The following is a 24,289-nucleotide window of genomic DNA, read 5'->3' as shown; positions in this document are numbered from 1 at the left end:
GCCAGTGGCGCCTTTTTTTGTGCGCGACATCTGGGCTATCCTGCGGGTCCCCGCGCCCTTCAGGTGTCGGGAGTGGAGCAGGAAAACCCCCATGATCACCAGCAAACTGCCGAACGTTGGCACCACCATTTTTACTGTGATGTCTCAGCTTGCCGCCGAAACCGGGGCGATCAATCTGTCTCAGGGTTTTCCCGATTTCGATGGGCCCGACGCATTGCGTGAAGCCCTTTGCCGCCGCGTCATGGACGGCAACAATCAATACGCGCCGATGGCCGGCCTGCCGGCGCTGCGCGAGCAAGTCGCCGCGAAGATTGCGCGGTGCTACGGCCGTCAGGTCGGCGTCGACAGCGAAATCACCATCACCCCCGGCGCCACCCATGCCATTTTCTGCGCCATCCAAACTGTTGTGAGCGCCGGCGATGAAGTCATCGTCTTCGACCCGTGCTACGACAGTTATGCCCCTTCGGTAGAACTGGCCGGCGGGCGCACAGTGCATGTGCAGCTCAAGGATGGCGACTTCGCCATCGACTGGGAAAAACTCAGCGCCGCGTTGAGCCCTCGCACCCGAATGATCGTCATCAACACGCCGCACAACCCGAGCGGCGCGTTGATCACCCGCGACGAACTGGATCGCCTGGCGGCGTTGATCCGAGACCGGGACATTTACGTGCTCAGCGACGAGGTCTACGAGCATCTGGTGTTTGACGGCCTGCAGCACGCCAGCGTGCTGGCCCATGACGAACTCTACCAGCGCGCCTTTGTGGTCAGTTCGTTCGGCAAGACCTACCACGTCACGGGCTGGAAAACAGGCTATCTCGTTGCGCCCCCGGCACTGACCGCCGAGGCACGGAAAATCCATCAGTTCGTTGCGTTCTGCGGCGTCACACCGCTTCAATGGGCGCTGGCCGATTTCATGGCAGCGCACCCCGAACACGTCGAGGAACTGCCGGCGTTCTATCAGGCCAAACGCGACTATTTCTGTGATCGCCTGGAAGCCTCGCGTTTCACCTTCACGCGCGCCAGCGGCACGTACTTTCAGCTCGTCGATTATTCGCAGATCCGCCCGGACCTCAATGACGTCGACATGTCGCTGTGGATGACACGCGAGCATGGCGTGGCGAGCATTCCGATTTCGGTTTTCTATCAGAATCCGCCCGAAGGCCAACGCCTGATCCGGCTGTGCTTCCCCAAGCGTGAGGAGACGCTGCGTCTGGCGGCGGAGAAGCTATGCGCGATCTGAGTACGCTGCCCAATCTGAATATCGCGTTGGTTCAGACCACGTTGGTCTGGCACGACGCCCCGGCGAACCACGCCCACTTCGAAGAGCTGCTGGCCCAGGCCAAAGGCGCGGATCTGGTGATCCTGCCGGAGATGTTCACCACTGGCTTTACCATGGCGTCCGAAACTCAGGCCGAACCTGAAGACGGCCCGACTGCCCAGTGGATACTGGCGCAGGCCAGGCAACTGGATGCCGTGGTGACCGGCAGCGTGATCATTCGCGCTGCTGACGGCAGCCATCGCAATCGCTTGCTGTGGGCGCGGCCGGACGGCGAGCTGCTGCATTACGACAAGCGCCATCTGTTCCGGATGGCCGGCGAGCACGAGCATTACAGTCCGGGCGAGCGCCAGGTGCAGTTCGAGCTCAAGGGCTGGCGGATTCGTCCGCTGATCTGCTACGACCTGCGTTTTCCGGTGTGGAGCCGTGACGCCCACAACACCGATCTGCTGCTCTATACCGCCAACTGGCCGGGTGCTCGCCGTCTGCACTGGAACCGCTTGCTGCCGGCGCGCGCCATCGAGAACCTGTGTTACGTCGCTGCGGTGAATCGTGTGGGGATTGATGGCAAGGGCTTCGCCTACACGGGCGACAGCCAGGTGCTGGATTTTCAGGGCGAGAGCCTGCTCAACATCGGCGAGGCGGACGGGGTGTTTCAGGTCAGCCTGTCAGCGCAGAGCCTGGCGGCCTACCGCGAGAAATTCCCGGCCTGTCTCGACGCTGATACATTCGAGATACAGTAACGTCATAGAGTTAGTGGGCGAGTGGTCGATAGCGGTTGTACCCAGACAGGAGATCGGTATGACCACCATCAGCACATCCTCATTGAGTTCGTATTCCACCAGCTTCACCGTGGCGGTCAAGAAAGACGCCACGACGACGGCGGCAGACAGCGACACCTCCACCACGACAGATGCCACTTCGGTGTCTGCATCGACGACAACGACTGCAGCGGGTGGCGCTGGCGGTGCCGGTGGGGCAGGCGGCGCGTCTGATTCTTCCAGCACCAGCGAGCAGGCCATCGAGAAGCTGGAAGAGCAGATCAAGGAAACCCAGAAGCGCCTGCAGGAGCAGCAACAGCAACTCGCTGCCGCTCAGGCAAGTTCGGGTTCCGATGAGGAGAAATCGGCAAGGGTGATGGCCATTCAAGGGCAGATCTCGTCGACGACGGCCAGCCTGTCCACGGAGCAGGCGGCGCTTCTACAACTGCAGAATTCCGGCAGCATCAACACCACCGCCTGATTCACTGATTCAAACATAAACCGCTCCATGACCTCGGTCGTGGGGCGTATTTGCGTCTGCAATAAATCCGACTTCAGATGTTTGTACGCTGGCCGATACAAAGTGCACCTCATAAGGAGTTCATCATGACCACCATCAACACCAGTTCGTTGGGCGCTTACTCCAGCGTGTTCACGGCTGCCGTCAAAACTGACGACTCCACCAAGAGCGATGCCAAGACCGCCAGCGTCGAGCTGCGTGGCAATGTGTATGGCGACTCCAAGGCGGCCGGCGCCAGTGAGTCAGGCGACGCGCCGAGCATGAAGGAGGAGATGATCAAGCAGTTGCAGGAGCAGATTCAGCAAACCCAGAAAATGCTCCAGCAGCAGCAGGCTCAGTTGGCCGCGATCCAGGGCAGCAAGACACCCGATGAATTGAAGGCCACGCAGGTCATGGCGATCCAGCAGCAGATTTCCGGGACCATGGCGCAGCTGGGCGCATTGCAGGCGTCCCTGTTGAACTTGATGAAAGTCAAAGTCGACACCACGGCCTGATAATCCGGCGCTCAAACAAAAGGCCCTGAAGCTTGCACTTCAGGGCCTTTTTTATCGTAGGAATGATTGCCGGCAGTTATGCCGCTTTTGTCGCTTCAGCCTGCAGCAAGCCACGATTGAGAGCGCTAAACAGCGCCTTGAAGCTGGCCGTGGTGATGTTTTCGTCGATGCCGACGCCATGCACCGCCCGGTCACCGTTCACACGCAACTCGATGTAAGCGGCGGCCTTGGCCGTGGTGCCTGCGCCGATGGCGTGTTCGTTGTAGTCCATGATCTCGGCTGACACCGGGAGACCAGCAACCAGCGCTTCCAGGGCGCCGTTGCCGGTGCCTTTCCAGCGCAGATTGCTTTCGCTGTCGCTCATTCCGGTCACGACCACTTCGACTGCGCTGTTGCCGTTTTCTTCTTGCAGACGATGGCTGACCAGCGCGTACGGCTTGTTGGCCTGCAGGTATTCACGCTTGAACAGCGAGTAGATCTGCTGAGCGGTCATCTCAAGGCCCAGTCGATCGGTCTCGCCCTGAACCACTTGGCTGAACTCGATCTGCATGCGACGCGGCAGGGAAATACCGTATTCCTGTTCCAGCAGGTAAGTGATCCCGCCCTTGCCCGACTGGCTGTTGACGCGGATCACCGCCTCGTAGCTGCGGCCAATGTCGGCCGGGTCGATTGGCAAGTACGGCACTTCCCACATCGTGCGTTCTTTCTGCTGGGTGAGGCCCTTGCGGATCGCATCCTGGTGGGAGCCGGAGAACGCGGTATGCACCAGGTCGCCGACATACGGGTGACGCGGGTGCACGGGAATCTGGTTGCACTCCTCGACGACCTTGCGCACGCCGTCGATGTCGGAAAAGTCCAACTGTGGATTCAGGCCCTGGGTGTACATGTTCAGCGCGACCGTCACCAGGTCGACGTTGCCGGTGCGCTCGCCGTTGCCGAACAGGCAGCCTTCAACGCGATCCGCGCCGGCCATCAGGCCCAGCTCGGTCGCCGCCACGCCGGTGCCTCGGTCGTTGTGGGTATGCAGGCTGATGATCACGCTGTCACGGCGTGAAATGTTGCGGCAGAACCATTCGATCTGGTCGGCGTAGATGTTCGGGGTGGCGACTTCGACGGTTGCCGGCAGATTGAGGATCACCTTGTTCTGCGGCGTCGCGTTCCACACTTCGATCACGGCGTCGCAGACTTCCTTGGCGAACTCCAGCTCGGTGGCGCTGAAGGTTTCAGGCGAGTACTCGAACTGCCATTGGGTTTCTGGCTGCAGGGCGGCGTATTTGACGAACAGCTGAGCGGCATTCACGGCGATGGCTTTAACGCCGGCTTTGTCTTGGTTGAAGACGATGCGGCGGAAAGACGGGCAGGTGGCGTTGTACAGGTGGACGATGGCTTTTTTGGCGCCGCGCAGGGATTCGAACGTCCGTGCGATGAGGTCTTCGCGGGCCTGGGTCAGCACCTGAATCGTGGTGTCGTCGGGGATGTGGCCGTCTTCGATGAGCGTGCGCACAAAGTCGAAATCGGTTTGCGACGCGGAAGGGAAGGAGGCTTCGATTTCCTTCACGCCGACTTGAACGAGGGTCTTCCAGAAACGCAGCTTTTTGACCGCATCCATGGGCTCGATCAGCGACTGGTTACCGTCACGCAAGTCGGAACTGCACCAGATCGGCGCCGCAGTGATGGTCTTGGAAGGCCAGGTGCGGTCAGGCAGGTCGATGACAGGAAAGGCGCGGTACTTGGTCGAGGGATCTTTGAGCATGGTCATGTGAATAATCCTTGTTGTACTCAGGGCCGAAAGAAGGCGGCCAGCCGGTTGATGCGAGAGTAGCACTGCGGGTGAGCGTCGAGGCACCGCGTTCAGCTTTGCAGTCGTGCACTGACGAGGCAGAGGCAGCGATGTTGACGCATCAGAATGAGGGTGTGAGAGGTTTTCATGTCGCCAAACGTAACCAATGGGGTGAAAGCTGGCAAGCGGTTGGGAAAAATTGAGAGAAGTAACCGGTAAAAACTTCAGGTTGAGATTCTATTGCGAGATTTTGATGCTGTGCGCGATTTAATTGCTGGTGCGATTCGGTCTGAACGTACCGGCCGTTCCAATGGTAGGACCGGCTTCAGCCGGGAAGGGGCCAGATCGCATGCCATCAGATTTGCAGTGCAGCGCCTGACGCCTTCCCGGCTAAAGCGGGTCCTACAGGGGTCCTACAGAGCTACTCATCCCTCTAAATCGTTACGGCTGAAACGCATTGATGAAAATGGCCGGATCCACCCGCGCGTCATTCAGGCTGACGTTCCAGTGCATGTGCGGTCCCGTCGCGCGACCGGTCGAACCCACACGCCCGACCACGCCACCACGCGGCACGGCATCGCCGACTTTTACGTCGATCTTCGACATATGGCAGAACATGCTGATAAAGCCCTGCCCATGATCGACGAACACCGTATTGCCGTTGAAGAAGTAGTTACCGATCAAAATCACCTTGCCCGCCGCCGGCGACTTGATAGGCGTACCGGCCGGAACCGCGAAGTCCAGTCCGGCGTGAGGATTACGCTCCTCGCCGTTGAAGAAACGTCGCACGCCGAATTTGCTCGAGAGCGGCCCGTCCACCGGTTTGTCCAGCAGAAGGTTGCTCGGGGTCACGGGACTGAACGTACGGTAGGCGCGGACCTGCACATCGAGTTCCTGCTCAATGCGCTTTAGGTCGTCCGGGTTGGGATTGACCTGGCGCTGGTTTTTCAGGGTAATCCGCTGCTCCGGGTACTGCTTGTTGCCCACCACGAAAGGCAGGTTACGGCCGCCGCTGCTGACCTGCTGCGACGTGCCTGGCTTGACGCTCAGCGGAATGCCGACAATGGCCAGCCAGCGGGCGTCCTGATCCTTGACCACCAGCACCGGCTTGCCCTGCCACGTGGCCTTGGGTGCTTGCGCGGCGGGGCCAAGATCGACCACCGCCACGCCGCCCGGCACCGGCTTGTTGAGCAAACGGGAAATGTAGCTGTCAGCGTAGGCGGGCAGGGCAGCGCAAAAGACCAAGGCGGCAGTGGCCAACGAGCGGGATAGAAGAGGGAGCATTGATCAATCCAGAAGTGAAAGGGTGACAGGCGTCAGATGGTTGTCTTCAACGCGCACTTGCAGCTCGCCATCCGCCAGCTTTGCCGTCAGGCGCTGACCCTGTTGCGTCTGCTCGGCAGCGCGGATGGCCCTGCCGCGTTCATCCAGCAAAATACTGTAACCACGGCCCAGGGTCGCCAGCGGGCTGACCACGTTGAGCGTCTGCACCTGACTTTGTAGCTGCAGGCGACGGCTCTTGAGGTTTTCCTTGATCGCGCGGGGCAGGCGCTCGGCCAGTACTGCCAGGCGCTGACGCAGAAACATCAGCGTGCGTCCCGGATGTTGCGCGGCCAGGCGGCTTTCCAGATGGCTCATGCGCACCTGGCGCTTGTGCATCTGCTGCTCAAAGGCACGACGCATGCGCATGTCCAGATCGTCGAGGCGCTGGGCGCGCTGGCGCAGGCGCTCGCCGGGGTGACGTAGGCGGCGGGAAATACCGTCGAGACGCAACTGCTCGCGCATCAGCCGGTCCTGCATGCGGCTGATCAGTCGGCGTTCCAGGCTGTCGACTCGGCGTTGCAGATCGCTAGAGTCCGGCGCCAGCAGTTCTGCGGCGGCGGAGGGCGTCGGGGCGCGCACGTCGGCCACGAAGTCACTGATCGAGACGTCGGTTTCGTGACCGACCGCGCTGACAATCGGCGTCACGCATGCGTCGATGGCCCGGGCCACGGCCTCTTCGTTGAAGCACCAGAGGTCCTCCAGCGAGCCGCCGCCCCGGGCGAGGATCAACGCATCGAAGCCGCGATCGTCAGCAAGTTTCAGGGCGCGCACGATCTGGCCGATGGCCTCGCGGCCCTGCACAGCGGTGGGGATCAGGGTGAGTTCTACCTGGGGGGCGCGACGGCGAAACACGCTGATGATGTCGCGAATCACAGCGCCGGTCGGGGAGCTGATGATGCCGATGCGCTTGGGGTGCAGGGGCAGGGCGACCTTGCGCTCGGCGCTGAACATCCCTTCGGCGCTGAGCTTTTCCTTCAGTGCGTCGAAGGCCAGACGCAGTGCGCCATCGCCAGCAGGCTCTACGGTGTCGAGAATCAGCTGATAGTCGCCGCGACCCTCAAACAGCGAGACCTTGCCGCGTACCTTGACCGCCAGGCCATCTTTCAGCGCCTGACGCACCCGCGCCGCGTTGCTGCGAAACAACGCGCAACGCACCTGGGCGCCGGAGTCCTTCAGCGTGAAGTAAACGTGCCCGGAGGCCGGACGCGAGAGGTTGGAAATCTCGCCCTCGACCCAGATGCTGGAAAACACATCTTCCAGCAGCACGCGTGCGCGGCCGTTGAGCTGGCTGACAGTGAGGACGTCCCGGTCAAGGCCGAGTCTTGCGAAGGGGTCTTTGATCATGGGGGCATCATAAAGGCATTGGGGCACGGGTCACCAGATGAGATCGCTGACGGCGCGCGCCCCGACGGCCATACTTGACGTCACCGACAGCGCGATTAAGCTGCCGCCCCCGATTACTCGTCAGACAGGCCCGTCATGGACACCCAAAGCATCATCGTCCCGCAAATCTCCAGCTTTCCTGCGCACGAAGCGAAGGCGCGGGCGATCCTGCGCTGGCTGGTGAAGCTGAACGTCGTCGAAGAATCGCTGACCACCTGTGGGCGCAGCTTCAACCGCATGGCCTACGCGGTTGCCCCGGGCGCGCGACGCTTCGTCGAAAACCCGGACGCCTTGCCATTCGGTCAACCGGTCAACGGTCTGGAAATCGTCCTCAAGCGCTGCATCTATACGCCGCAGCAGGGCTTCAAGGAGGAGGCCGGTTGCCCGGAATGCCGGCGCGAGATCGGCGAAGCCCTGTTCGACAGCCTGGAAGACTGGATGCCGGGCCACACCGACAACTTCATGTGCCCCGAATGCCGCCACGAAGACGACATCAACGGGTTTCTGTTTCTTGAGCCGTGCGGGTTCTCGAATCTGGGGTTCATCTTCAACAATTGGCTGGATGCCGGCTTCAAAAGCAGTTTTGTCGAGGCGTTTGCCGAGCGAATGGACCGGCCGGTGTCCCATGTCAACGTCAGGATGTAGATCTTCGCTGCTCTCATTGGGCGCCGTAATCCGGCTCATGCGTAAATAGCCTGATCTTTACATTGAGATAGTGCAGGTGTCTGGGTACAATGGCGCGCTTCCATTTTCCCGCTCGGGAGCCCAGCGATGCTGCGTATCAGCCAAGAAGCCCTTACATTCGACGACATTCTCCTTGTGCCCGGTTATTCCGAGGTGCTTCCCAACGAAGTCAGTCTTAAAACACGCCTGACCCGTGGCATCGAACTCAACATCCCCCTCGTTTCCGCCGCTATGGACACCGTCACTGAAGCCCGTCTGGCAATCGCCATGGCTCAGGAAGGCGGCATCGGCATCATCCACAAGAACATGACCGTCGAGCAGCAAGCTGCCGAAGTGCGCAAGGTCAAGAAGTTCGAAGCGGGTGTGGTCAAGGATCCGATCACCATCGAGGCTGACGCCACCGTTCGCGATCTGTTCGAACTGACCCGTCAACACAACATCTCCGGCGTTCCGGTCCTGCATGACGGCGAGCTCGTCGGCATCGTGACCTCCCGCGACGTCCGTTTTGAAACCCGCCTTGATGTGCCTGTTCGCGAAGTGATGACGCCGAAAGAGCGTCTGGTCACCGTCCGCGAAGGCGCCGACAAGTACGAAGTGCGCGATCTGCTGCACAAGCACCGTCTGGAAAAAGTCCTGATCGTCGACGACAAGTTCGCGCTCAAGGGCATGATGACCGTCAAGGACATCGAGAAATCCAAAGCCTGGCCGCTGGCGAGCAAAGACGACCAGGGTCGCCTGCGTGTCGGCGCTGCGGTCGGCACCGGTAAAGACACCGGCGAACGTGTCAGCGCACTGGTTGCTGCGGGCGTGGACGTCATCGTTGTCGACACCGCCCACGGCCATTCCAAAGGCGTGATCGACCGCGTTCGCTGGGTGAAACAGAACTTCCCTGACGTGCAGGTCATCGGCGGCAACATCGCCACCGGCGCCGCTGCACTCGCACTGGTCGAAGCTGGCGCTGACGGCGTCAAGGTCGGCATCGGTCCTGGCTCCATCTGCACCACCCGTATCGTCGCTGGCGTGGGCGTCCCGCAAATCAGCGCCATCGCCAACGTGGCTTCGGCACTGGAAGGCACCGACGTTCCGCTGATCGCCGACGGCGGCATCCGTTTCTCGGGTGACCTGTCCAAGGCCATCGTTGCCGGTGCCTACTGCGTGATGATGGGTTCGATGTTTGCCGGTACTGAAGAAGCACCGGGCGAGATCGAGCTGTTCCAGGGCCGTTCGTACAAGGCCTATCGCGGCATGGGTTCGCTGGGCGCAATGTCCCAGGCTCAAGGCTCGTCGGACCGTTACTTCCAGGACTCGTCCGACGGCGCGGAAAAACTCGTACCGGAAGGTATCGAAGGCCGCGTTGCGTACAAGGGTTCGCTGACTGCCATCGTTCACCAGTTGATGGGCGGCCTGCGCTCTTCGATGGGTTACACCGGCAGCGCCGACATCCACGAAATGCGCACCAAGCCTGAATTCGTGCGCATCACCGGTGCCGGCATGGCTGAGTCCCACGTTCACGACGTGCAGATCACCAAGGAAGCGCCGAACTACCGGGTCGGCTGACGCCTCCAGCCACAAGTTGATAGTTACTAGCTACAAGCGATCTGTAGCGGCACCGCCTCTAGGCCTGTCGCTACGGATCTGCGGCCCCCGACACCTTGCAGCTTGAAGCTTGAGGCTTGAAGCTGCTCTATCTAGAGTCCTCTCATGGCCCTCGACATTCACGCCCACCGCATCCTGATCCTGGACTTCGGTTCCCAGTACACCCAGCTGATCGCCCGTCGCGTTCGCGAAATCGGCGTGTACTGCGAACTGCACCCGTTCGACATGTCGGACGAAGCGATCCGCGAATTCGCCCCGAAAGGCATCATCCTCGCCGGCGGCCCCGAGTCCGTCCACGTCGCTGACAGCCCGCGCGCGCCGCAGGCCGTGTTCGACCTGAATGTGCCGATCTTCGGTATCTGCTACGGCATGCAGACCATGGCCGAGCAGCTCGGTGGCCGCGTGGCCGGCTCCGAAATGCGTGAGTTCGGTTACGCCCGCGTCGATATCGTTGGCAAGAGCCGCGTGCTGGATGGCATCGAAGACCACGTCGACGCCGATGGCGTTTTCGGCCTTGACGTGTGGATGAGCCACGGCGACAAGGTTACCGAGATCCCGGAAGGCTTCCACGTACTGGCCAGCACCCCAAGCTGTCCGATCGCCGGCATGGCCGACGACACCCGCGGCTACTACGGCGTGCAGTTCCACCCGGAAGTGACCCACACCAAGCAGGGCGGTCGCATCCTGTCGCGCTTCATCCTCGACATCTGCGGCTGCGAAGCATTGTGGACCCCGTCGAAGATCGCTGAAGACGCCATCGCCCAGGTTCGCGCCCAAGTCGGTACCGACAACGTGCTGCTGGGCCTGTCCGGCGGTGTTGACTCCTCGGTGGTCGCAGCGCTGCTGCACAAAGCCATCGGCGACCAACTGACCTGCGTCTTCGTCGACAACGGCCTGCTGCGCCTGCACGAAGGCGAGCAAGTCATGGCCATGTTCGCCGAGAACATGGGCGTGAAGGTCATTCGCGCCAACGCCGAAGACCAGTTCCTCAACAACCTGGCCGGCGAGAGCGATCCAGAGAAGAAGCGCAAGATCATCGGGCGCACCTTCATCGACGTGTTCGACGCCGAGTCGACCAAGCTCGACAACATCAAGTTCCTGGCCCAGGGCACCATCTACCCTGACGTGATCGAGTCCGCTGGCGCCAAAAGCGGCAAGGCGCACGTCATCAAGTCGCACCACAACGTGGGCGGCCTGCCGGAAGAGATGAACCTGAAACTGGTCGAGCCGCTGCGCGAACTGTTCAAGGACGAAGTCCGTCGTCTGGGCCTGGAACTGGGCCTGCCGTACGACATGGTCTACCGCCACCCATTCCCGGGCCCGGGCCTGGGCGTGCGCATCCTCGGTGAAGTGAAGAAGGAATACGCCGACTTGCTGCGTCGCGCCGACCACATCTTCATCGAAGAACTGCGCAAAGCCGACTGGTACCACAAAGTCAGCCAGGCCTTCGTCGTATTCCAGCCGGTGAAATCGGTTGGCGTGGTCGGCGACGGCCGTCGTTACGCCTGGGTCGTCGCCCTGCGTGCCGTGGAAACCATCGACTTCATGACCGCACGTTGGGCACACCTGCCTTACGAACTGCTGGAAACGGTCAGTGGCCGAATCATCAATGAGATCGAAGGCATTTCGCGCGTGACGTATGACGTGTCGAGCAAGCCGCCTGCGACGATTGAGTGGGAGTGATGGGGTGGCCGGGATTGTCCGGCACGATCTAGCAAGAAATGCCCTGGAGCCCGCGTAATTGCGGGCTTTTGGGTTTTTGGGTCAGGCAAGTTCTGGCAGGTTTGTGCATCGCCAGCCAAGGTGCTTGTGCGGCATTTGGGGGTACTGGCTGAGGTAACTGCCGCCTTGACGGGGAAGGGCATGGTGTTAGATCTCATTACCGCCACTGGCTTGAACTCGATGACATAACACCAGACAGCTTTTATAAGTGAATCCGGGCATGCCCTTTTTTGAATCCAAACACCAAAACCCTGGATTTGTCTCATTGCTTTGCTTCGACCAGGGCGGGTGCCACGAGCGGAGTATTGGTGTGGAAAGCATCGATACCCAGCGACCGCTGAACCGCGATACTGTCTTTGACCTGGCCTCCGTTTCCAAACAATTCACTGCGTTTTGTTTGCTGCTGCTGGAGCAGGGGGGGCTTTTGGCTTTAAGCGATCCGATAGGCCGCTTCGTACCAGAGATCAGTGGCTACTCATCTCAAATCAGCTTGCAGGATCTTGTTTATCACATTGGTGGAATGACTGATTTCATAGAGATTGCATTGTCGCAAGGCATCGATTTTGGCGATGAGCTCGGTGCTGCCGATATCCTTGCTCTTTTAAGAGAGCAGACCCGTCCTGATTTTCCGACAGGAGAGCGATTTGAGTACAGTAATACAGGTTATTTTTTGCTGGGGATCGTTATAGAACGTGTGAGTGGGCTCTGCTTATCCGACTACGCCCAAACCCATATTTTTGCGCCCTTGGCTATGGAGCACACTTTTATTCTAGATGGATTGAACCGGGATGATCGAGTTGCCAGCGGCTATGCAAGAAGTAACGGGCAGACTTATGCTCTTTCGCGTAGCCCCTGGAATTCCTTGGGGGCGAGCCTGGTACATTCTTCCGCTGCAGATCTCATGAAGTGGGGCGAGAATTTTCTCACCGCCAAGGTGGGAGGACATGCTGTTATAGGAAAAATGTTGACGCCGCTGGCGCCAGTAAACCACAGGGGAGAAGCGATCATTGAGCATTCGAGTTATTGCTTCGGGGTATCCATGGAGAAAGATGGCAAGGGGGTGAAGTTCTGCCATGAGGGTGTTACGGCAGGCTTCAGCAGCTATTTCGAACGCTCGCTGGAGAAGGGCTATACGCTTGCTATTTTATCGAACGTCGAAGATTACGAAGTAGAGCAACTGGCTGCTGAGCTCTGTGCAGAGCATGGCCTTTAGGCTTGTGTTTTCCCGCACAGAGCTCCCTGTTTAATTCCCATGGTTTAAGCTGAATGGCTGGTTATGAGGCCTGTGCTTCATAAGTCCCGCCAAGCGCTTCCGTGTAAGAGGCTGCCGCTGTAACGAACGACGCCGTCCTTCGCCCACCGTAAATGACCTCATTTGAAAATGGCTTGAAGTTCGAGGAAAATCGTTACGAAGAAGTCTTTGGTGGGCGCCTTAAGCCTCGATATCAGCAAATGGATGCGATGCTCGCATCCGCCATAATCAAGGAACCCGTTCATGAAATCCCGATTTTCTTTCAATTCATCCTTTCTGATTATGTTGTCGCTGACAGGATGCGCAGCGACTATGGATGCTGCAAAGCACGATCAGCTTCGAGAAAACGCGCTTTACGGCAGTTGGCACGTAGCAGGTGTAGCGGTATCAGACTCGGGCGTGCAAGCACTGGAAGATAATGACCCAAGCTTCATGGGCCGACGTCTCAGTTTCAATCACGATCAACTTGCATGGAAAGCGTCAGCAGACTCAACGGAAGACGTGTGCAACGGGCCTGTTTTTCATAAGCTTCCAGCGATGAGTGGAGCTGAACTGAAGCCACAACTCCATAAGCTGGGCATCGAAAAAGCCGTACCCTACGGCGTTGAATGCAAAACTGGAAGCTGGGGGCCTCTTGATAAAGAAAGCCCTGCATTTTTCCTGGCGCAAGATGGGACGTTAGCTCTTTCCTGGTATGACGGCGGACTGCTGAAACTTATACGAGACTGAACACGGGAAGGTCACGCTACCGGCCAAGACGTGAACCCAAGAGGGCGAGACCTTAGAAGGGCGTCATGTTCGCGTCTATGCACGCACGGAAGGTAACCGTTGGCCGCCGTATTTGATCGAAGCGTCGGCCAGCGTATTGGGCAGAAAACAGCCGAGTGGATCCCTTAGCGCGCCACTCGGCTTTTTTAAATATGACGCCTCAACGCACCCACGTCATCCCCATCAGCTCCAGCGCCGTCGTCAGATCCGCCAACGTCTCAAACCGACGTCCGCTCACCCGCTGCCATTTAGGCCGATCGATATAAAGGTGCTTGCCCTCGCGTTTGATCTCGGTACGAACCGCAGTGCCTTCGTTGCTGCGGTGGACGATGGCGAGGTGACCATCACTGTCATTGAGGGTGAACATGCCCGCTCGTAGCAGTTTGTTCTCCAGGCTGAGCTCAATCCGGGGCGGGGCGACGAGCACTTGCAGACGCAGATCACTCTGTACGCGTCCCGCACGACGGCCCACCGTGTCGGTCATTTCAACGCCGGGGTCTGGCGTTATTCCAGCCGATTCAGCCACACGAACGTCTTCAATGCGCAGCCCTACCGCACCTTCCAGTTCCGCGAGACCGGGGACGCCCTGATACGTATTGGCGTGGGAATTACCCACCAGTGCTACCCAGTGGCCGCCGCTTCTCGCCCCTTGGTCTGCGTCGATCACGCCCTTGGCGTAGTAATTCATCACCTTCTGCCGCAGCCCTTGCTCCGCGCCGTCCATGCCGTCGACGCGGTAACTCGCCATGCAGTCGATGGCGCGGATGCGCACGCGGTTTTCTTGCGCGGCTTTGAAAACGGCCATGAAGGTGTATTTGCCGTTTGGATCAGTTCGATGGCCTTTGTCCAGCGCCTTGATGTAGTCCTCAAGCTGAGGCGACAGAGTGCCCGTTCTCGAAAACGTATCGAGATCCACCTGATGGAAGTCGGTGAGCACGTGCTCCATGTACAGGGTTTTCACCTTGAGCTTGGTGAGCAGCGGCATCTGTTCGATCAGAAACTGTTTGCTGCCGATCCCTGCATGGCTCTCGCCGATGACCAGGCCCGATGAACGTTTGAATACGATCTTGAGCGCACGTTTGAGCGGCGCGTTGGCACTCAGCTCTGGCATGTCTGGACGCTTTGGCAGTTCGAGCGTGTTGAAGAAGGCGTTGGCGTCATCGCGCAGATTGCGACGGATGCGCTTGAAGTCGTCATAGGGATCGGGTTTGTCAAAATCGGGGCTGTGATAGCGATCGTCGACAAAGCGGCCGCCATATTGCGCGCCCTCCATGACTTCAGTCCTCAGCGCCGCTGGCACTTCGTATGGGCTGGGGAGGGTGGTCGTCTGGGGAGAAACGCCGACCCCACGACCGGGCCCCATCTTGCCGAGCACCTTTCCGCCGCCTGACAGGTTCAAGGGAGTGACGGGCTCCCAGGTGCCAGCAGCGTTAAGGCGCACAGGCATGTTTCGGTAAAACGAGTAAGGATTTGCAGGGTCGATGATGGCCCAGCATTTCAGCTCGTTGATGTAGCGAACGGCGTAGGCGAAGCCATCGATCTCGATGAAGGTTTCGCCCTGATCGGTCAGGTAGATGCCCTTCATGCGACCTTCTTCACGCACGGGTTCGAAGGCATCCAGCAGCATGTTGGTCTCGAAGTAGGCCAAGGCATCGTCGCGCTCAAAGGGGTAAACGGATTCTGGTTTCAGGCCCGGCATCTGAACTAACCCATCGGTGGGCTCATCGACTTCCGGTGCCAGCTCTCCCTCGGGTTCAGGCTGCAGCAACTCGCCTTCCGGCATCGCCTCCCCGCCGATAAGAAAGGCGCTGTTGAACAAGACGTCGATGCTGGCCGTCACAGCCCCGATGACCCCTGCCTTGCGCTGCGCCGTGCTCGCGCCGTTCACGGCCTGATCAATGTTGAGGCCCATGTCGGCGATGCCGGCACCCACGGCTGCCAGCGCAATCGGCCAGTCAATCGCCGCCAGCGCACCGGAAAGCTGCGAGAACGACCGCAGATAGCCGATCCACATCTGTTTGCGCAGGTCGCCGTTGGAATGCAGCGCCAGGTCTGCGTCGGCAAACATCCGAGCTCGGATCGCGTCGCGCAAATGGCTGAACGGGTCTCCCGACACGGGCCGACTGTGTTGATTGATCAGACCGGGATGAGCGGATCCCCATGAGGTGTAGAGCACATCCAGGCCATGGAACAGCCCGATGTTGTTGTCAGCCGCTCCGTGTGCCGACAACGGGAAATGGCCCATGAAACGCGCGCGGCGTTCTGGGCGGTTGTTCTGCGACAGCAGCCACCCATGCAGCTCTTCGGGCGTGGCGAAGGCATGAAACGCCTGCACTTCGCCGGGGGTGTAGAGAATTTGCCGGCCTTCGGCGGTCACGATGCGCAAGACGTCGCTGGCTTCGTAGCCGATCACGTCGAAGGTCCAGACTTTCGCGTCAGCGCTGGCCGGAGCGCTGGTTCGCAGAGTTTGCAGGCTCGGTGCCTCGGACGGTTCTACGTTCGCCGCACGCAAGACGATTCGCAGATCTTCTTCACTGAGCCAGCCGGCCTGTTGGTCTTCGAAGGCGCTGGCGATGAAGTTGGCTTTGGCCATGGTGCGAAAATCGTCGGCGAAGTCGCGCCAGAACGCCTTCAGCTTTTCCTGATAGCGCGATTTGAAGTCCACTGACCAAAACTCAGTCATGACCTGGGCGGGCAACACCCTGACCTCGTTTCGTTCATCGAACGCTTCTGCATCAGGGCCTGCGGTGTAGAACCCGCTAAGCATCTGCAGGGTGTCGGCGTTGTCCTGATCGTGGGGATTGAAGCGGTGCATGACCAGTTGCGGGAGGGTCATCGATTGATAGGGCGCGTCGCGGTGCTCCCAGCCATTGAATGACCGCGGACTGCTGACTGCCGTGTGGAAGCGGTGCCAGTAAACGGTATCTGGCTCGATGTCGCGACCGGTCTGGCGCAGGAGGACTTCTCGGGCGATGCTGCGGGCCATTTCGCGCATGTCCGGGCAGGCCTCGACCATGCGCTCACTCATGGTGATGAGGGCGTTTCGGTCCTGGCTCAGGGATGCAGCGGGCGGGTGAGCGGGTGCAACGGTCATATTCGTCTTCCTTGATGAATGGGAAGACAAGCTTGGCCTGATTGCTGATTCATTTGGCACTAAATATGTATTGCGTACGCCGTCGCCTTAAATTTCTGTAAGGGCAGGTGTATCGTGTCCGCCCCTCGCATCGTTCACGGATGCGACCCGTCGTTTGAGGTTTTTTCGTACATGTCTTTTACCCGTCGACAGATACTCGGAGGTCTGGCCGGTCTTGCGGTGGTCGGGCTTGGCGCGGGCGGCGCCTCAAGGTATTGGCTGGGCAGACGCGGGCCGGGAGAAGGGCACGATTATGAATTGATCGCCGCGCCGCTGGACGTTGAACTGGTGGCCGGGCACCAGACGCCCGCCTGGGCATTCGGCGGGTCGGCTCCGGGCACTGAATTGCGCGTCAGGCAGGGCGAGTGGCTACGGGTGCGCTTCATCAATCATCTGCCCGTGGAAACCACGATTCATTGGCACGGCATTCGGCTCCCGCTGGAGATGGACGGCGTGCCTTACGTCTCGCAATTGCCGGTCAAGCCGGGCGAGTACTTCGACTATAAATTCCGAGTGCCGGACGCCGGCAGCTATTGGTATCACCCCCATGTGAGCAGCAGTGAGGAGCTGGGCCGCGGGCTGGTTGGCCCGCTGATCGTCGAGGAGCGCGAGCCGACCGGGTTTGCCCACGAACGCGTCGTCAGCCTCAAGAGCTGGCACGTGGACGAAGAGGGCGCTTTCACTGATTTCAGCGTCATTCGCGAGGCCGCCCGCGAGGGCACGGCCGGGCGATTGTCGACGATCAATGGCGTGCCACAGGGCGTCGTCGAGCTGCCTGCCGGGCAAATCACCCGGGTGCGCATTCTCAATCTCGACAACACGGTGACCTACCGCCTGAATCTGCCAGGCGCCGAGGCGATGATCTACGCCCTCGACGGCAACCCGGTCAAACCGCGCCCCTTGGGCAAGGATTACTGGCTGGGGCCGGGCATGCGCATCTGTCTGGCGATCAAGGCGCCTGCGGTCGGTGAAGAGATTTCCCTGCGCAACGGCCCGGTGCGGCTGGGCACCTTCCGTTCGGTCGCCAGCACCGATACGCCGGGCGAGTGGCCCCCTGAGCTGCCGGCGAATCCGGTCGCCGAGCCCGATCTGGCCAACGCCGAGAAGCTCAATTTCAACTTCGAGTGGGTCGGGTCGGTGTCTGTGAATGTCGACAACGGCAAACCGCCGAGCTTGTGGCAGATCAATGGCCAGGCGTGGGACATCACCGACAAGACCTGCGCGGACCGGCCGATCGCCAAGCTTGAACGCGGCAAGAGTTACATCTTCGAGCTGAAGAACATGACGCAGTATCAGCACCCCATTCACTTGCATGGGATGAGTTTCAAAGTCATCGCTTCCAATCGAAAGAAGGTGGTTCCGTATTTTACGGACACCTATCTGCTGGGGCGCAACGAGCGCGCGCGCGTCGCGCTGGTCGCGGATAATCCCGGCGTGTGGATGTTTCACTGCCATGTGATCGATCACATGGAAACCGGCCTCATGGCCGCTATCGAGGTCTCCTGATGCGTCAGCCGCCCATCATCGATCGCAGTCGCGATCAGCATTTCATGCGCGAAGCCCTGGCGCTGGCGGCGGAGGGTGCGTTGCTGGGCGAGGTGCCGGTCGGCGCGGTGGTGGTGCAGAACGGCGAAATCGTGGGCCGCGGTTTCAACTGCCCCATCAGCGGCAGCGATCCCAGTGCCCACGCCGAGATGGTCGCCATTCGCGCGGCGGCGCAGTCACTCAGCAATTATCGCCTGCCCGGCAGCACGCTGTACGTGACGCTGGAACCCTGCAGCATGTGCGCGGGGTTGATCGTTCATTCGCGCATCAGCCGCGTGGTGTATGGCGCGACCGAGCCCAAAGCGGGGGTGGTGCAGAGTCAGGGGCAGTTCTTCATGCAGCCGTTTCTCAATCATCGCGTGCTGTTCGAAGGCGGGGTGCTGGGGGAGGAATGCGGGACGATGCTGAGCGAGTTTTTCAGGATGAGGCGGGCGAAGGGTTAGTTCAGTGCGGCGGCGAGCGGATTCTGGCACTGACTAAAGCGGCGCTTTCTCTTCTGAAGGCTTGGTCTTGTCGACCCCAGGCACATGCAACGAGCCTTCCGCCACCTGGCCGCCTTCCATCTGCGGCTGCGTCACCCACGTCAGAATGTCGTAGTAACGGCGGATGTTGGCGACGAAACTGACCGGTTCGCCGCCACGGGCGTAGCCGTAGCGGGTCTTGCTGTACCACTTCTTCTGCGACAGACGCGGCAGCATCTTCTTCACGTCCAGCCACTTGTTCGGATTAAGCCCTTCGCTTTCGGCCAGCTTGCGCGCGTCATCCAGGTGGCCGCTGCCGATGTTGTAGGACGCCAGCGCCAGCCAGGTGCGATCCGGCTCCTGAATCGAGTCGTCGAGCTGTTCTTTGACGTAGGCGAAATACTTGGCGCCGCCCTGAATACTCTGTTTGGCGTCGAGCCGATTGGACACACCCATGGCCTGGGCCGTGCTCTGGGTGAGCATCATCAAGCCGCGCACGCCGGTCTTCGACGTCACGCCCGGCTGCCACAACGATTCCTGATAACCGATCGCCGCGAGCAGGCGCCAGTCCACCTGTTCTGCTTTGGCGGCGGTCTGGAAGTGCTTCTCGTACTTGGGCAGGCGCTCCTGCAAATGCTGGGCGAAGGTGTAGGCGCCGACATAACCGAGGACGTCGACATGCCCGTAGTAGCGGTCTTTGAGTCGCTGCAGCATGCCGTTCTTCTGCATCTTGTCGAGATAGGCGTTGATCTCGTTGAGCAGGCTGTTGTCATCCCCCAGCGCCACGGCCCAACGCTGATCGCGGCCATCGCCGAGGTCGAAGCCGACGCGCACGTTGGGGAAATACACCTGATTCATCGCCAGTTCGTTGGAATCCACCAGGGTCAGGTCGATCTGACCCTCGTCCACCATGCGCAGCAGGTCAACGACTTCGACCTGATCGGATTCTTCATAGTTGATGCCGGGGTACTTGACCTTCAGCGCCGCCAGCTGCTCGGCGTGGCTGCTGCCTTTAAGGACGAGGATACGCTTGCCGACCAGATCGCCCGGATCGGTGGGGCGCGACTGGCCGTTGCGGTAAACGACCTGCGGGGTGACTTCAAGATAGGAGTGAGAAAAACGCACCTGTTTCGCGCGGTTTTCGCTGCTCACCAGGCCCGCTGCTGCCAGCACCGGCCCGCCGGGCTTGCCCATCTGATCGAACAGGTCGTCTAGGTTGTCGGCGGCTTCGATTTTCAGTTCAACGCCCAAATCGTCGGCGAAACGCTTCACCAGTTCGTACTCGAAACCGGTTTCACCGTTGCGGTCCTGAAAATAGGTTGCCGGGCTATTGCGGGTGACGACGCGCAGAACGCCATCCTCCTTGACTCGTTCCAGCGTGTTGGGTTTCTCCACACACGCGCCGAGCAGCAGGAAGATTCCGGTTGCGATGAGCCACTTGGCACAGCGTGGGCGGAAATCTGATAGGGAAAACATCGGTGCAGTATACGCAAAGGAGCCATACCGCCATATCTCGACAGCGCAGGTCCCGTCTGATAGAGCCGAGGAATTTTTACCTTCCTGCGCAGGCAAGCGCCCGGAGCCGACATTCGGGTGCATCCCATGCCGTGGTTTCGGGTGCCGACGCAGACTGATTAGGCTAGAATGCACGGCCTCAAAGCACACCCCCTTCCCGAGGCTGTCCCGACGATGTTGATCCTGCGTGGTGCTCCCGCCCTTTCCGCCTTCCGCCACAAGAAATTACTTGCGCAGCTGAACGATAAAGTTCCGGCTGTCAGTGGCCTGTACGCTGAATTCGCCCACTTCGCTGAGGTCAATGGCGTCCTGACCGAAGACGAGCAGCAAGTCCTTGCCCGCCTGCTGAAATACGGTCCGAGCGTGCCGGTTCAGGAGCCGGCGGGCCGCTTGTTCCTGGTACTCCCGCGTTTCGGCACCATTTCGCCATGGTCGAGCAAGGCCACCGACATCGCGCGCAATTGCAGCCTGACCAAGATCCAGCGCCTTGAGCGCGGCATCGCGTTTTATGTAGAAGGCCAGTTCAGCGACGCTGATGCGCAACTGATCGCCGACACGCTGCATGACCGCATGACCCAGATCGTACTGGGCGCGCTGGAAGAGGCCGCCAGCCTGTTCAGCCACGCCGAGCCCAAGCCGCTGATCGCCATCGACGTGCTGGGCGGCGGCCGTGCGGCGCTGGAAAAAGCCAACGTCGAACTGGGTCTGGCCCTGGCCGAAGACGAAATCGACTACCTGGTGAACGCGTTTACCGGCCTCAAGCGCAACCCACACGACATCGAGCTGATGATGTTCGCGCAGGCCAACTCCGAGCACTGCCGTCACAAGATCTTCAACGCCAGTTGGGACATCGACGGCCAGAGCCAGGACAAAAGCCTGTTCGGCATGATCAAGAACACCTATCAGATGCACAACGAAGGCGTGCTGTCCGCTTACAAGGACAATGCCTCGGTGATCGTCGGCAGCGTGGCCGGCCGCTTCTTCCCGAATCCTGAAAGCCGCGAGTACGGTGCGGTTCAGGAGCCGGTGCACATTTTGATGAAGGTCGAAACCCACAACCACCCGACGGCAATTGCCCCGTTCCCTGGCGCAGCCACCGGTTCCGGCGGCGAGATTCGTGACGAGGGCGCGACCGGACGTGGCGCCAAGCCGAAAGCCGGCCTGACCGGTTTCACGGTGTCCAACCTGAACATTCCGGGTTTCGAGCAGCCCTGGGAAAAGCCGTACGGCAAACCCGAGCGCATCGTGACACCACTGGACATCATGATCGAAGGCCCGCTGGGTGGCGCGGCGTTCAACAATGAGTTCGGTCGCCCGGCGCTGACCGGTTATTTCCGTACCTTCGAGCAGTCGATCAGCACGCCACATGGCGACGAAGTTCGCGGCTACCACAAGCCGATCATGCTCGCAGGCGGCATGGGCAACATCCGCGAAGAGCACGTGCAGAAAGCCGAAATCACCGTGGGCGCCAAGCTGATCGTGCTCGGCGGCCCCGCGATGCTGATTGGTCTGGGTGGCGGCGCGGCTTCATCCATGGCCACCGGCACCAGCTCGGCTGACCTGGATTTCGCCTCGGTGCAGCGTGAAAACCCGGAAATGGAACGCCGTTGCCAAGAGGTCATCGACCGCTGCTGGCAGCTGGGTGAAGCCAATCCGATCGCGTTCATCCATGACGTCGGCGCGGGTGGTCTGTCCAACGCCTTCCCTGAACTGGTCAACGACGGCGGTCGCGGCGGCCGCTTCGAACTGCGCAACGTGCCAAACGACGAGCCAGGCATGGCTCCGCTGGAAATCTGGAGCAACGAGTCCCAGGAGCGTTACGTTCTGGCGGTCAGCGCTCCTGATTTCGAACGCTTCAAAGCCATCTGCGAACGTGAGCGTTGCCCGTTCGCGGTGGTCGGTGAGGCTACTGAAGAGCCGCAACTGACCGTCACTGACAGCCATTTCGGCAACAACCCTGTCGACATGCCGCTGGAAGTGCTGCTGGGCAAAGCCCCGCGCATGCACCGTTCGGCCGAGCGTGAGACAGAGCTGGGTGACGACTTCGACCCGAGCGCGCTCGACATCGAAGAAAGCGTGCAGCGCGTGCTGCATCACCCGGCCGTGGCAAGCAAGAGCTTCCTTATTACCATTGGCGACCGCAGCATCACCGGTATGGTCAATCGCGACCAGATGGTCGGCCCGTGGCAAGTGCCGGTGGCGGACGTCGCCGTCACCGCAACCAGCTTTGACGTGTACACCGGCGAAGCCATGGCGATGGGCGAGCGCACGCCGCTGGCCTTGCTGGATGCCCCGGCTTCCGGCCGCATGGCGATTGGCGAGACCCTGACCAACATCGCTGCTTCGAGCATCGGCAAGCTTTCCGACATCAAACTGTCCGCCAACTGGATGTCCGCAGCCGGTCACCCGGGCGAAGACGCGCGCCTGTACGACACCGTGAAAGCCGTCGGCATGGAGCTGTGCCCCGAGCTGGGCATTACCATCCCAGTGGGCAAGGACTCGATGTCCATGAAGACCCGCTGGAGCGAAGAGGGCACCGAAAAAACCGTGACCTCGCCGCTGTCGCTGATCGTCACCGGTTTCGCCCCGGTCACCGACATCCGCAAGACCTTGACCCCGCAATTGCGCATGGACAAGGGCCTGACCGATCTGATCCTGATCGACCTCGGTCGTGGTCAGAACCGCATGGGCGCATCGATCCTCGCCCAGACCCACGGCAAGCTCGGCAGCGTTGCGCCGGACGTCGATGACGCTGAAGACCTGAAAGCCTTCTTTGCCGTCATCCAGGGCCTCAACGCCGACGACCACCTGCTGGCCTATCACGACCGTTCCGACGGTGGCTTGATGGCGACCGTGCTGGAAATGGCGTTCGCTGGGCACTGTGGTCTGAACCTCGAACTCGACACGCTGACCGGCACCCGCGAAAAAGTCGCGGCCATTCTGTTCAACGAAGAGCTGGGTGCAGTGATCCAGGTTCGTCAGGACGCCACGCCGCTCGTGCTCGCGCAGTTCAGCGCTGCCGGCCTGGGCGAGGATTGCGTCGCCGTGATCGGCAAACCGATCAACAACAGCGACGTGATCATCTGCCTGAGCGGCGACACCGTGTTCAAAGGCGATCGCCGCCTGCTGCAGCGTCAGTGGAGCGAAACCAGCTATCAGATCCAGCGCCTGCGCGATAACGCCGATTGCGCCGATCAGGAATTCGACGCGCTGCTGGAAGAAGACAACCCGGGCCTGAACGTGAAGCTGGGCTATGACGTCAACGACGACATCGCTGCGCCTTACATCAAGAAGGGCGTTCGCCCACAAGTAGCGGTACTGCGTGAGCAGGGCGTCAACGGTCAGGTTGAAATGGCGGCTGCGTTCGATCGCGCCGGTTTCGCCTCGGTTGACGTGCACATGAGCGACATCCTCGCCGGTCGCGTCGACCTCAACGACTTCAAGGGTCTGGTGGCGTGCGGTGGTTTCTCCTACGGCGACGTGTTGGGTGCCGGCGAAGGCTGGGCCAAGTCCGCGCTGTTCAACAGCCGTGCACGGGATGCGTTCCAGGGCTTCTTCGCCCGCAGCGACAGCTTCGCGCTGGGCGTTTGCAACGGTTGCCAGATGATGTCCAACCTCAGCGAGCTGATCCCGGGCAGCGAATTCTGGCCGCACTTCGTGCGCAACCGCTCGGAGCAGTTCGAAGCGCGCGTGGCGATGGTCGAAATCCAGAAGTCGGCGTCGATCTTCCTGCAAGGCATGGCCGGCTCTCACATGCCGATCGCCATCGCCCACGGTGAAGGTCACGCCGAGTTTAAGACCCCTGAGTCGCTGATCGAAACCGATCTGTCCGGCACCGTTGCCGTGCGTTTCGTCGACAATCACGGCAAGGTCACTGAAACCTATCCAGCCAACCCGAACGGTTCGCCCCGCGGTATCGCGGGTCTCACCACCCTCGACGGTCGCGTCACCATCATGATGCCGCACCCTGAGCGCGTGTTCCGCGCCGTGACCAACTCGTGGCGTCCGGATGAGTGGGCCGAAGACGGCGCGTGGATGCGCATGTTCCGCAACGCCCGCGCCTGGGTTGACTGATC

Annotated in this window: 17 protein-coding genes; 12 read left to right on the top strand and 5 right to left on the bottom strand. The window is 60.5% G+C overall.

Annotation, left to right across the window (positions count from 1 at the left end):
- Nucleotides 1–91: 91 nt before the first annotated feature.
- From BBI10_RS16080 to BBI10_RS16065, 4 genes are all read left to right on the top strand, one after another.
- Nucleotides 92–1,240, top strand: a complete 1,149-nt coding sequence (locus tag BBI10_RS16080) for a pyridoxal phosphate-dependent aminotransferase (protein WP_065990002.1) — start codon at nucleotides 92–94, stop codon at nucleotides 1,238–1,240.
- The gene (locus BBI10_RS16075; RefSeq protein ID WP_065990001.1) at nucleotides 1,228–2,019 is read left to right on the top strand and encodes an amidohydrolase; all 792 of its coding nucleotides are present in this window, start codon (nucleotides 1,228–1,230) and stop codon (nucleotides 2,017–2,019) included. The genes BBI10_RS16080 and BBI10_RS16075 overlap by 13 nt, the downstream gene beginning before the upstream one ends.
- 58 nt (nucleotides 2,020–2,077) lie before the next feature.
- The gene (locus BBI10_RS16070; RefSeq protein WP_065989999.1) at nucleotides 2,078–2,518 is read left to right on the top strand and encodes a hypothetical protein; all 441 of its coding nucleotides are present in this window, start codon (nucleotides 2,078–2,080) and stop codon (nucleotides 2,516–2,518) included.
- 125 nt (nucleotides 2,519–2,643) lie between these two features.
- Entirely contained in the window at nucleotides 2,644–3,051 is a 408-nt protein-coding gene (locus BBI10_RS16065; RefSeq protein ID WP_065989998.1) for a hypothetical protein, read from the top strand.
- A 76-nt stretch (nucleotides 3,052–3,127) separates the two neighbouring features.
- Here the strand turns inward: BBI10_RS16065 and leuA are convergent, their stop codons facing one another.
- From leuA to xseA, 3 genes are all read right to left on the bottom strand, one after another.
- Nucleotides 3,128–4,810, bottom strand: coding sequence for a 2-isopropylmalate synthase (gene leuA / locus BBI10_RS16060; RefSeq protein ID WP_065989997.1), 1,683 nt, complete (start codon nucleotides 4,808–4,810; stop codon nucleotides 3,128–3,130).
- A gap of 462 nt (nucleotides 4,811–5,272) precedes the next feature.
- Nucleotides 5,273–6,115, bottom strand: coding sequence for a peptidoglycan DD-metalloendopeptidase family protein (locus BBI10_RS16055; RefSeq protein WP_065989996.1), 843 nt, complete (start codon nucleotides 6,113–6,115; stop codon nucleotides 5,273–5,275).
- Nucleotides 6,116–6,118: 3 nt separating this feature from the next.
- A complete protein-coding gene (gene xseA / locus BBI10_RS16050) occupies nucleotides 6,119–7,498 on the bottom strand; it encodes an exodeoxyribonuclease VII large subunit (protein ID WP_065989994.1) in 1,380 nt (459 codons plus the stop codon).
- Between the two features lie 135 nt (nucleotides 7,499–7,633).
- Here xseA and BBI10_RS16045 point away from each other — a divergent pair, with 135 nt between their 5' ends.
- The 5 genes from BBI10_RS16045 (at nucleotide 7,634) to BBI10_RS16025 (ending at nucleotide 13,520) form a co-directional block, all read left to right on the top strand.
- Entirely contained in the window at nucleotides 7,634–8,182 is a 549-nt protein-coding gene (locus BBI10_RS16045; RefSeq protein ID WP_065989993.1) for a sugar ABC transporter ATPase, read from the top strand.
- Nucleotides 8,183–8,308: 126 nt separating this feature from the next.
- Nucleotides 8,309–9,778 carry an IMP dehydrogenase gene (guaB, locus tag BBI10_RS16040; RefSeq protein ID WP_065989989.1) on the top strand — a complete coding sequence of 490 codons (1,470 nt, stop codon included), beginning with the start codon at nucleotides 8,309–8,311 and terminating at the stop codon, nucleotides 9,776–9,778.
- Nucleotides 9,779–9,922: 144 nt separating this feature from the next.
- Complete coding sequence (gene guaA, locus BBI10_RS16035; protein WP_065989987.1) at nucleotides 9,923–11,500, top strand: glutamine-hydrolyzing GMP synthase; 1,578 nt, start codon at nucleotides 9,923–9,925, stop codon at nucleotides 11,498–11,500.
- A gap of 259 nt (nucleotides 11,501–11,759) precedes the next feature.
- Nucleotides 11,760–12,752, top strand: a complete 993-nt coding sequence (locus BBI10_RS16030; RefSeq protein ID WP_065989986.1) for a serine hydrolase domain-containing protein — start codon at nucleotides 11,760–11,762, stop codon at nucleotides 12,750–12,752.
- A 282-nt stretch (nucleotides 12,753–13,034) separates the two neighbouring features.
- On the top strand, nucleotides 13,035–13,520 hold the full coding sequence (locus BBI10_RS16025; RefSeq protein ID WP_065989984.1) for a hypothetical protein: 486 nt from the start codon (nucleotides 13,035–13,037) through the stop codon (nucleotides 13,518–13,520).
- A 199-nt stretch (nucleotides 13,521–13,719) separates the two neighbouring features.
- Here the strand turns inward: BBI10_RS16025 and BBI10_RS16020 are convergent, their stop codons facing one another.
- Nucleotides 13,720–16,653 (bottom strand): membrane-targeted effector domain-containing toxin, encoded by a 2,934-nt coding sequence (locus BBI10_RS16020; protein ID WP_065989982.1) that lies wholly within the window; start codon nucleotides 16,651–16,653, stop codon nucleotides 13,720–13,722.
- A 171-nt stretch (nucleotides 16,654–16,824) separates the two neighbouring features.
- On the opposite strand from BBI10_RS16020, the gene BBI10_RS16015 reads away from it, so the two are divergent.
- Nucleotides 16,825–18,198: a multicopper oxidase family protein gene (locus BBI10_RS16015; RefSeq protein WP_065989980.1), complete on the top strand. Its 1,374-nt coding sequence runs from the start codon at nucleotides 16,825–16,827 to the stop codon at nucleotides 18,196–18,198.
- Nucleotides 18,198–18,680 (top strand): tRNA adenosine(34) deaminase TadA, encoded by a 483-nt coding sequence (gene tadA, locus BBI10_RS16010; protein ID WP_065989978.1) that lies wholly within the window; start codon nucleotides 18,198–18,200, stop codon nucleotides 18,678–18,680. Before BBI10_RS16015 ends, tadA begins: the two co-directional genes overlap by 1 nt.
- Nucleotides 18,681–18,713: 33 nt before the next feature.
- Here tadA and mltF read toward each other — a convergent pair whose 3' ends face one another.
- Nucleotides 18,714–20,174, bottom strand: a complete 1,461-nt coding sequence (gene mltF / locus BBI10_RS16005; RefSeq protein WP_065989976.1) for a membrane-bound lytic murein transglycosylase MltF — start codon at nucleotides 20,172–20,174, stop codon at nucleotides 18,714–18,716.
- Nucleotides 20,175–20,387: 213 nt separating this feature from the next.
- Between mltF and purL the strand changes: the two genes are divergently transcribed.
- Complete coding sequence (gene purL / locus BBI10_RS16000) at nucleotides 20,388–24,287, top strand: phosphoribosylformylglycinamidine synthase (RefSeq protein WP_065989975.1); 3,900 nt, start codon at nucleotides 20,388–20,390, stop codon at nucleotides 24,285–24,287.
- Nucleotides 24,288–24,289: the final 2 nt, after the last annotated feature.

It is taken from the genome of Pseudomonas graminis (assembly GCF_001705435.1).
In the GTDB taxonomy this organism is placed as follows: Bacteria; Pseudomonadota; Gammaproteobacteria; order Pseudomonadales; family Pseudomonadaceae; genus Aquipseudomonas; species Aquipseudomonas graminis_B.
Note: the sequence above shows the minus strand (reverse complement) of the source record. Positions and strands in the feature narration are given on the sequence as shown.